This is a genomic window from Novosphingobium sp. (assembly GCF_027486195.1).
GTDB lineage: Bacteria > Pseudomonadota > Alphaproteobacteria > Sphingomonadales > Sphingomonadaceae > Novosphingobium.
The window spans coordinates 1-8,853 of the sequence record NZ_JAIXPP010000090.1 but is presented as its reverse complement, the minus strand read 5'-3'; the positions used below and the strand labels follow the sequence as shown (position 1 = coordinate 8,853).

General features: G+C 66.9%; 9 protein-coding genes. 6 read left to right on the top strand and 3 right to left on the bottom strand.

What is annotated here, in order from left to right; genetic code table 11:
* Positions 1-141: SDR family oxidoreductase (locus Q0071_RS16495; protein WP_298171915.1), on the top strand; the 141-nt coding region annotated here is incomplete at its 5' end.
* A gap of 44 nt (positions 142-185) precedes the next feature.
* Here the strand turns inward: Q0071_RS16495 and Q0071_RS16490 are convergent.
* Positions 186-842, bottom strand: coding sequence for an alpha/beta hydrolase (locus Q0071_RS16490; protein ID WP_298171912.1), 657 nt, complete (start codon positions 840-842; stop codon positions 186-188).
* A gap of 142 nt (positions 843-984) precedes the next feature.
* On the opposite strand from Q0071_RS16490, the gene Q0071_RS16485 reads away from it, so the two are divergent.
* From Q0071_RS16485 to Q0071_RS16475, 3 genes are read left to right on the top strand one after another with little or no spacing between them, the layout of a single operon-like run.
* Positions 985-2,034 (top strand): aminotransferase class V-fold PLP-dependent enzyme, encoded by a 1,050-nt coding sequence (locus Q0071_RS16485; protein ID WP_298171909.1) that lies wholly within the window; start codon positions 985-987, stop codon positions 2,032-2,034.
* Positions 2,031-3,095, top strand: a complete 1,065-nt coding sequence (locus tag Q0071_RS16480) for a cysteine desulfurase family protein (RefSeq protein WP_298171906.1) — start codon at positions 2,031-2,033, stop codon at positions 3,093-3,095. The genes Q0071_RS16485 and Q0071_RS16480 overlap by 4 nt, the downstream gene beginning before the upstream one ends.
* Before the next feature lie 47 nt (positions 3,096-3,142).
* On the top strand, positions 3,143-3,475 hold the full coding sequence (locus tag Q0071_RS16475) for a 2Fe-2S iron-sulfur cluster-binding protein (RefSeq protein WP_298171903.1): 333 nt from the start codon (positions 3,143-3,145) through the stop codon (positions 3,473-3,475).
* A gap of 56 nt (positions 3,476-3,531) precedes the next feature.
* Here Q0071_RS16475 and Q0071_RS16470 read toward each other — a convergent pair whose 3' ends face one another.
* The gene (locus Q0071_RS16470) at positions 3,532-4,131 is read right to left on the bottom strand and encodes a type 1 glutamine amidotransferase domain-containing protein (RefSeq protein WP_298171899.1); all 600 of its coding nucleotides are present in this window, start codon (positions 4,129-4,131) and stop codon (positions 3,532-3,534) included.
* 108 nt (positions 4,132-4,239) lie between these two features.
* Here Q0071_RS16470 and parC point away from each other — a divergent pair, with 108 nt between their 5' ends.
* Together parC and Q0071_RS16460 are read left to right on the top strand one after the other, a co-directional pair.
* A complete protein-coding gene (gene parC, locus Q0071_RS16465; protein WP_298171896.1) occupies positions 4,240-6,534 on the top strand; it encodes a DNA topoisomerase IV subunit A in 2,295 nt (764 codons plus the stop codon).
* Complete coding sequence (locus tag Q0071_RS16460; RefSeq protein WP_298171893.1) at positions 6,531-7,298, top strand: SDR family oxidoreductase; 768 nt, start codon at positions 6,531-6,533, stop codon at positions 7,296-7,298. Before parC ends, Q0071_RS16460 begins: the two co-directional genes overlap by 4 nt.
* 196 nt (positions 7,299-7,494) lie before the next feature.
* Here Q0071_RS16460 and Q0071_RS16455 read toward each other — a convergent pair.
* Positions 7,495-8,853 (bottom strand): thioredoxin family protein (locus tag Q0071_RS16455; protein WP_298171890.1); only part of this gene is annotated, 1,359 nt, incomplete at its 5' end.

The following is an 8,853-nucleotide window of genomic DNA, read 5'->3' as shown; positions in this document are numbered from 1 at the left end:
GCCAAGATCCCGATCGGCCGGATGGCCACGGGTGAGGAGCTGGCCCGCGCGATCGTGTTCGTCGCCTCGCCCGCCTGCATGGCGATGACGGGCGCGAACATCGTCGTCGATGGCGGCTACACCAAGCGCGTGCAGTTCTGATCTGAAGGCCCCCTCTCCCGCATGGGGGAGGGGGCATTCCCCCGTCAGCGGATCGGGCAATCCGGCGAGAGACGCATGTCGAGGTAGTTGTCCACCGCGCGCATCATGTCGTCGAGTTCGTTCTCGAAGAAGTGGTTGGCGCGCGGGATTTCGTCGTGGTGGATGGTGATGTGCTTCTGGGTGCGCAGCTTGTCGACCAGCTTCTGCACCGCGTTCGGCGTCACCACCGTATCGGCCGCGCCCTGCACGATGATGCCGGAGGCGGGGCAGGGGGCGAGGAAGCTGAAATCATACATGTTGGCGGGCGGGGCGACCGAAATGAAGCCGCGGATTTCCGGGCGGCGCATCAGCAGTTGCATGCCGATCAGCGCACCGAACGAGTAGCCCGCAATCCACGTCGTGCTCGCTTCGGGGTGGATCGACTGCACCCAATCGAGCGCAGCGGCAGCGTCAGACAGTTCGCCGATGCCGTTGTCAAAGCTGCCCTGGCTGCGGCCCACGCCGCGGAAGTTGAAGCGCAGCACGGCAAAGCCGCGCGCCACGAAGGTCTTGTACATCGCCTGCGTGATGCGATCATTCATCGTGCCGCCCGCCTGCGGGTGCGGGTGCAGGATCATGGCGACGGGCGCACGCGGGCGTGATGCGGGCTGGAAGCGGCCTTCGAGGCGACCATCGGGACCGGGAAAGATGACTGCGGGCATGGACTGTCCTGATTTACCGAGCCCTGTCGTGGGGCCAAGGGGCCGCGCGGCACGCCGGGGCTGGGAAAAGCGAGAAGCCGCTATATAGAAACGGTTGCCTCAAAAGCAATCATTCCCGCCATACGACGGATCCCTGCGCTCGATGCCTGCCATCTACCTCGATCATGCCGCTACCACGCCGCTGCTGCCCGCAGCGCGTGAGGCGATGATGGAGGGCTTTGCGCTCTGGGCCAACCCTTCGAGCCCGCACAAGGCTGGCCGCGCGGCGCGGGCGGCGCTGGAGGACGCGCGGGCGCGGGTGAAGGCGGCGCTGAACTGGCCGGGGGAGGTAGTGTTCACCAGTGGCGCGAGCGAGGCGCTGGCGATCGGTCTGGGCCGGGCGCAGGTGGACCTGCGGATTGTCTCGGCAGTGGAGCACGATGCGGTCTTCCGCGCGGCGCCCGATGCTCAGGTGCTTCCGATCTGCGAGGGCGAACCGGATGCCGATGCGCTTGCGGCCATGCTTGCAGCACCGGGCCGCGCGGTGGTTGCCGTGCAGTCGATCAATTCGGAAACGGGCACCGTGCTGATGCCGCTTTTGCGTAACACCCTGGCCGAGCAGGTGCGCGCGGCGGGCGGGCTGCTGCTGGCGGATTGTTCGCAATCGGCGGGCAAGGCGGCGCTGCCGGATGCGGACATGATCGTGGTTTCTGCGCACAAGCTCGGCGGGCCGATTGGCGTGGGCGCGCTGCTGGTGCGCGATTGGGCGATGCTCCAGCCCAGCGGCGGACAGGAGCGGGGCTATCGACAGGGGACCGAGAACCTGCCCGGCGCACTTGGCCTTGCGGCGGCGCTCGAGGCGGGGGGGCACGAAAGCTGGCAGACCACCGCCGAGCAGCGCTTCGATTTCAAGAATGCGCTGTTCCGCCATGGTGAAGTGCTCACGCCCGGCGGGCAATGCAGCCATATCTTCGCAGTTGCTGCGCCGCGCATGGCCGCCACGGCGATGCTCATCCGCATGGATTCGCTGGGCTTTGCGATTTCCGCAGGCAGCGCCTGTTCATCGGGCACGCTGAAGCCCAGCCGCGTGCTGCAGGGCTTTGGCATCGATCCCGATGTGGCGCGCCGCACGATCCGGGTCAGCCTTGGCTGGAACACCACGCCCGCCGAACTGGATGCCTTTGCGCAGGCTTGGGCCGAGGTGAACGCGTGATCTACCTCGACTATCAAGCCACCACCCCGGTCGCGCCCGAAGCGCGCGAGGCCATGCTGCGGTGGCTGGGGGAAGACGGTTTCGCCAATCCGCACAGCCCGCACCGTCCGGGGCGGGCAGCGGCGGCGGCGGTGGAGGTGGCGCGCGAGCAGGTGGCGGCGCTCCTGCCGCCCGGTGGCCGGGTGATCTTCACCTCCGGCGCGACCGAGGCGCTCAATCTCGCCATTCTCGGCTGCGGGGCGCGGCGCATGGCAGTTTCGGCCATCGAGCATGCGGCGGTGCTCGATACGGCGCGCTTTGCCGATCCGGATCGTGTGGTCTTGCCGGTCAGCGCGGACGGGTTGGTCGACGCAGCCGCCCCCATTCAGGCGGGCACAGGCCTCGTCGCCCTTATGCAGGTCAACAACGAGATCGGCACGATCCAGCCGGTGGAAGCACTGGCCGAGGCGGCGCATGCGGCGGGCGCGCTGTTTCTTTGCGATGCGGTGCAGGCCGCCGGCAAACTCGCACCGCCGGCGAATGCCGACATGATCGCAATCTCCGCGCACAAGCTCCACGGCCCCAAGGGCATCGGCGCGCTGTGGGTGCGCGACGGGCTGGCGCTTACGCCGCTGATCCATGGCGGCGGGCAGGAGCAGGGCCTGCGCTCCGGCACGCTTTCGCCTGCGCTCTGCGCTGGGTTCGGTGCGGCGGCCGCCTTGTGTACAAGTCTGCGGGAAAGCGATGGACAGCACGTGGAAAGCCTGTGGCAGCAGGCCCGTGCGCTGTTTGTGGGCTGGACACTCAATGGCAGCGCAAACCAGCGCTGGCATGGCAATCTCAATATCCGTCGCGATGGGCTCGATGTGGCGCGACTGATGTCCGATTGCCGCAGCCTCGCATTTTCTGCAGGCTCTGCCTGTGCCAGTGGCTCCGGTCGGCCCAGCCATGTCTTGCGCGCGCTCGGACTTTCGGACAGGGAAGCAAAAACCGCGATCCGGATCGGCTTCGGACGCTATACCAGGGCAGAGGATCTTGAGCGGGCGGCGGCTGCGATCAACGCGGCGGCGAACAGTCAGTGAGCGCGTGGCGCGCTTTGCGCGCCGGGTTGCAGGGAGCGACATAAGCCATGGTCAAGGTCACCTTCATCACCGCGCAGGACCAGCGGATCAGCGCCGAGGCGGCAGTTGGGACGCGGCTGCTCGAAGCGGGCCAGAATGTCGGGATGCCGCTGGAAGGCACGTGCGAGGGGCAGATGGCCTGCTCGACCTGCCATGTCGTCGTGGCGCCCGAATGGTTCGGCAAGCTCGATCCTGCCAGCGATGACGAGGAAGACATGCTCGACCTTGCCGCCGGGGTGACGCGGACAAGCCGCCTTTCGTGCCAGATCGTCCTCACCGATGCGCTCGACGGGCTGGAAGTGCGCGTTCCCGAAGAAGCGCGGGATATGCAGGGCCGCTGAGGGGCAGGGCAGGGCCCGCCCTTGCCGGATTGACCGGCGGCAAGAGCGGGCTTGGCTTAGATGCTTTCGATCTCGTCCACTTCGGTCCCGTCGTGGGTTTCCTCACCAGTTTCCTCGTCGATTTCCTCGTCGGCTGCCTCGAGCGCCTCGATCAGGGCCTCGGTGAAGGCCGGAATATCCTCGGGCTTGCGGCTGGTGATGAGATTGCCATCGACCGCAACTTCCTCGTCGACAACATCCGCGCCCGCGTTTTCAAGATCGGTATGGAGAGAGGGCCAGCCGGTGACGGTGCGGCCATGGACGAGATCGGCCTCGATCAGCAGCCACGGTGCGTGGCAGATCGCCGCGATCGGTTTGCCGTCCGCATCGAAGTTCTCGATCAGCTCGATCACCCGGTCGTCCATCCGCAGCACATCGGGGTTCATCTGCCCGCCGGGGAGCAGCAGTGCGTCGAAGTCCTCGGCGGAAACTTCCTCGATATCCTTGTCGACGGTGACCGAGAGGCCCCACTCGCCATGATTCCAACCCCGAATCTTGCCCGGGGTGGGGCTGGCGAGCGTCGTTTTTATGCCCGCGGCTTCGAGAAGCTTGCGGGGTTCCATGAGTTCGGATTGCTCGAAACCGTCGGTCGCAATGATGAGGACGCGCTTGGCCATGGGAAATATGCTTTCTGTCGGGGGCGTGACTGACAGGGTAATGATCGGGGGATGCCGGTGTTCCGGGCGGTTCCGGAAGCTGGGCGCGCTTGCTATGGATTCGCCAGCATGACCAAGATCACCACCGAAGCCGAACCCGATCCCTTCGACGCCATCGTCGATGCGCCCTTTGATGCCGCGCTTTCGGAGCGCTATCTCGTCTATGCGCTCTCCACGATCACCGCGCGCTCGCTGCCCGATCTGCGCGACGGGCTGAAGCCCGTACATCGGCGGTTGCTCTGGGCGATGCAGCAGCTCAAGCTTGATCCAACGGGCGCGTTCAAGAAGTCTGCGCGCGTGGTGGGCGATGTCATCGGCAAGTATCACCCGCACGGCGATGCCTCGGTCTATGATGCGATGGTCCGCCTCGCGCAGGATTTCGCGCTGCGTTATCCCTTGGTCGAGGGGCAGGGCAATTTCGGCAATATCGACGGCGATAATGCCGCCGCCTACCGCTACACCGAAGCGCGGCTGACGCGCACCGCGATGCGGCTGATGGCGGGGCTGGAAGAAGGCACCGTCACCTTCCACCCCACCTACAACGGCGAGGAAGAAGAGCCGGAGATATTCCCCGGCCTGTTCCCGAACCTGCTCGCCAATGGTTCCAGCGGCATCGCCGTGGGCATGGCGACCAATATCCCGAGCCATAACGTCGCCGAAATCGTCGATGCCACGCTCATGCTGATCGACAACCCGGCGGCCACCCATGCCGAACTGATGGAGGTGTTCCACGGCCCCGATTTCCCGACCGGCGGGCTGGTGGTGGACAGCAAAGCCTCGATCAGCGCCGCCTATGAAAGCGGCAAGGGCGCGATCCGCGTGCGCGGGCGGTTCTCCACCGGGCGGCAGGAGGATGGCAGCTGGGAAGAGACCGGCATCGAGAAGCTCGGCAGCGGCCAGTGGCAACTGGTGCTCTCCGAAATCCCCTACCAGGTGCAGAAGGGCAAGCTGATCGAGCAGATCGCCGCCCTGATTGCGGACAAGAAGCTGCCGATCCTCGAGGACGTGCGCGACGAGAGCGACTCGGCGATCCGCATCGTGCTCGTGCCCAAGAGCCGCAATGTCGATCCCGATCTGCTCAAGGAATCGCTGTTCCGCCTGACCGATCTCGAAGTGCGCTTCGGGCTAAACCTCAACGTGCTCGATGCGCGGCGCACGCCCGGCGTGCTGGGGCTCAAGCTGCTGCTGCAGGAATGGGTGATCGCGCAGATCGACATCCTGCTGCGCCGCTCGCGCCACCGGCTGGAGAAGATCGCCAACCGGCTGGAGCTCTTGGGCGGCTACATCATCGCCTACCTCAACCTCGACAGGGTGATCGAGATCATCCGCACCGAGGACGAGCCCAAGCCGATCATGATGGCCGAGTTCGAGCTGACCGACCGGCAGGCCGAGGCAATCCTCAACATGCGGCTGCGCAGCTTGCGCAAGCTGGAAGAGATGGAACTGCGCAAGGAGCGCGACGGCCTGATCGCCGAGCAGACCGACCTGCAGGCGCTGCTCGATGATCCCAAGCTCCAGAAGAAGCGCCTCAAGGCCGACCTCAAGGCGCTGCGCAAGGAGTATGCCGAGACAACCGCACTCGGCGCGCGCCGCACCACGCTGCTCGAGGCCGCGCCGACGCGCGAATTCAGCATGGATGCGATGATCGAGAAGGAGCCGGTGACGGTGATCCTTTCGGCGCGCGGCTGGATCCGGGCCGCAAAGGGCCACCTCGCGCTTGATACGGACTTCAAGTTCAAGGAAGGCGATGGCCCCGCCTTCGCGCTGCACTGCCAGACGACCGACAAGCTGCTGTTCGCCCTCGACAACGGGCGGTTTTACACGCTGGGGGCGGACAAGCTGCCGGGCGCGCGCGGGTTTGGTGAACCGGTGCGCACGATGCTCGATATCGATCCCGAGGCGCAGATCGCGGCGCTGGTGGTGCACAAGGCCAAGGGGCAGCTGCTGCTCGCCGCGAGCAGCGGGCGCGGCTTTGCCGCCGAGATGGACGAGCTGCTCGCCGAAACCCGCAAGGGCCGCGGCGTCGTCACCACCAAGCCCGGCGTGAAGCTGACTGTGGTGCGCGAGATTGCGGCGGAGCATGATCATGTCGCCGTGGTGGGCGAGAACCGCAAGCTGGTGATCTTCCCGCTGAGCGAAGTGCCGGTGCTCGCCAAGGGGCAGGGCGTGACCTTGCAGCGCTACAAGGATGGCGGGCTGGCAGACGCCATCACGCTCACTTTTGCGGATGGCCTTTCGTGGGCAATGGGGGGAGAAAGCGGGCGCACGCGCACCGAAAAGGACCTTCTGCCGTGGAAGGTCGCGCGCGGCGCGGCTGGGCGGCTTCCGCCCACCGGCTTTCCGAGGGACAACAGGTTCACATGACGGGTAACAGACTGGCTGGACGCATCGCGCTGATCACCGGCGCTTCTTCGGGCCTCGGCGAACATTTCGCGCGGCTCTATGCGAGTGAGGGCGCTGCGGTTGTCATCGGCGCGCGGCGGGTGGAGCGCGTGGCGGCGCTGGCGGACGAGATCAACGCGGGCGGCGGGAAAGCGCTGGCCGTGGCGCTCGATGTGACGGACGAAGCCTCGATCATCGCGGCGTTCGATGCGGCAGAAGCAGCCATCGGCGTGCCCGATGTGGTCGTCGCCAATGCCGGGATCGTGGTGCCGGGCCGGGCGATCGATGTGCCCGCCGAAGGCATCCGCTCCGTCGTCGATACCAACTTCACCGGCGTGTACCTCACCGCCCGCGAAGGCGCGCGGCGGATGATCAAGGCGGGATCGAAGGCGAGCGAGAAGGGCCGCGTCATCCTGATCGGCTCGATCACCTCGCACATGACCGGGCAGGGCGATGCCTCCTACGCCGCCACCAAGCTCGCCGTGCAGCACCTCGGCCGCCAGTTGGCGCAGGAATGGGCGCGGCTGGGGATCAGCGTAAACACGATCCAGCCCGGCTACATCAGCACCGAAATCGCGGGTGACTGGTTCGATACCGAAGGCGGCAAGGCGCAGATCAACACCTGGCCCCGCCGCCGCCTGACCGATATCACCGCCCTTGATGAGCCGATGGTGTTCTTCGCCAGCGACGCTGCGCGGCAGGTGACGGGCTCGCACATCACGGTGGATGACGGGCAGAGTCTGTAAGGCAGCCTCCCACTACACCTCCGTTCGTGTCGAGCGAAGTCGAGACACCAAGCGCTGGGGATGGTGTCTCGACTTCGCTCGACACGAACGGGGTGGGGGAAAGCCACCCGGTCCTCGTCATTGCGAGCGGAGCGAAGCAATCCAGAGCGTGAGTGCGTGTCGCTCTGGATTGCTTCGCTGCGCTCGCAATGACGAACTAGGGGTTGTTCATCGCCCCGGGCAACCCTGCCATAAAGTCTGCGCTCAGCACTTGCGGCAGTTTCTGCGGCTCGGCAGCCTTCGCCGGGTACCACAGATAAAGCGGCACACCCGCCGCGCCCTGCTGCGAGAGGAAGCTGGTGATCTTCGGATCGCGCCGTGTCCAGTCGCCCACCAGCACCACCACGCCGGCCTTTCGGAACGCATCGCGCGTCGTCTCGCGCTCGATGGCGGCAGCTTCGTTGACCTTGCAAGAGAGGCACCAGTCGGCGGTGAAATAGGCGAACACCGGCTTGCCCTGCGCCCGCGCCTCAGCCAGCGCGGCTTCGCTGAAGGGCTTGGCATCGAGGAGCCCCGCCTCCACCGCGCCGCCGGGGCCAGCTGTCGCAAGCCGCGGCGTGGCCGCAAGCGCCAGCGCAGCCAGCACCACGCTGCCCGGCAGCCCCCACTTCGCCGTGCCAAGGCCCTGCCGCTGCGCCCGCCCGATCGCGATCAGCAGCACCACGACCAGCACGGCGAGCGCGATGGCTCCTGCCGCATAGGCCGGGCCGCCAAGCCGCCAGGCCAGCCAGCACAGCGCCAGCACCGTCAGCCCCATCGGCACGGCCATCGCGCGGCGGAACCGCTCCATCCATGCGCCGGGTTTCGGCAGCAGGCGGCGCAGTGCAGGCACGAAGCCGAGCAGCAGGAACGGCAGCGCAAGGCCGAAGCCGAGCGCAGCAAACACCGCCATCGCCGCCCACGCCGGCAGCACCAGCGCCGCGCCGACAGCGGCAGCCATGAACGGGCCGGTGCAGGGCGTTGCGACAAACGCGGCCAGTAGCCCAGTGCCGAACGCACCCAGCCAGCCGCTCTTCGCGCCGCCCGCACCGCTTTCGATCGAAAGGCCTGGCAGCTCGTAAAGCCCCATGAAGTTCGCCGTGATCGCGACCGCCAACAGCAGCAGCAGCGCCACGACGCCCGGATCCTGCAACTGGAACGCCCAGCCCACTTGCGTGCCCGCCGCGCGCAGCGCCAGCATCGCCGCGCCAAGGCCCATGCAGGCGAGCATCACGCCTGCGGTATAGGCCACGCCCTCGACATGCGCATTGTGGCTCCCCGCGCGGGCCAGCGCCATCGCCTTGAGGCTGAGGATCGGAAACACGCAGGGCATCACGTTGAGGATCAACCCACCGACCAGTGCGCCGAGGATCGCCAGCACAAGCGTCGCGGCAGAGAACGGCGCAGGCGCGCTGCCTTTGCCGAGCGGCGTGCCGCCTGTGGGGACAGCGCCCGGCACCGCCGCAAACGCAATGCCGCCCAGCGACTCGCCCTTCGCGCCGAGCCCGAGCGAAAGCACGCCGCTGATCGAAAGTGG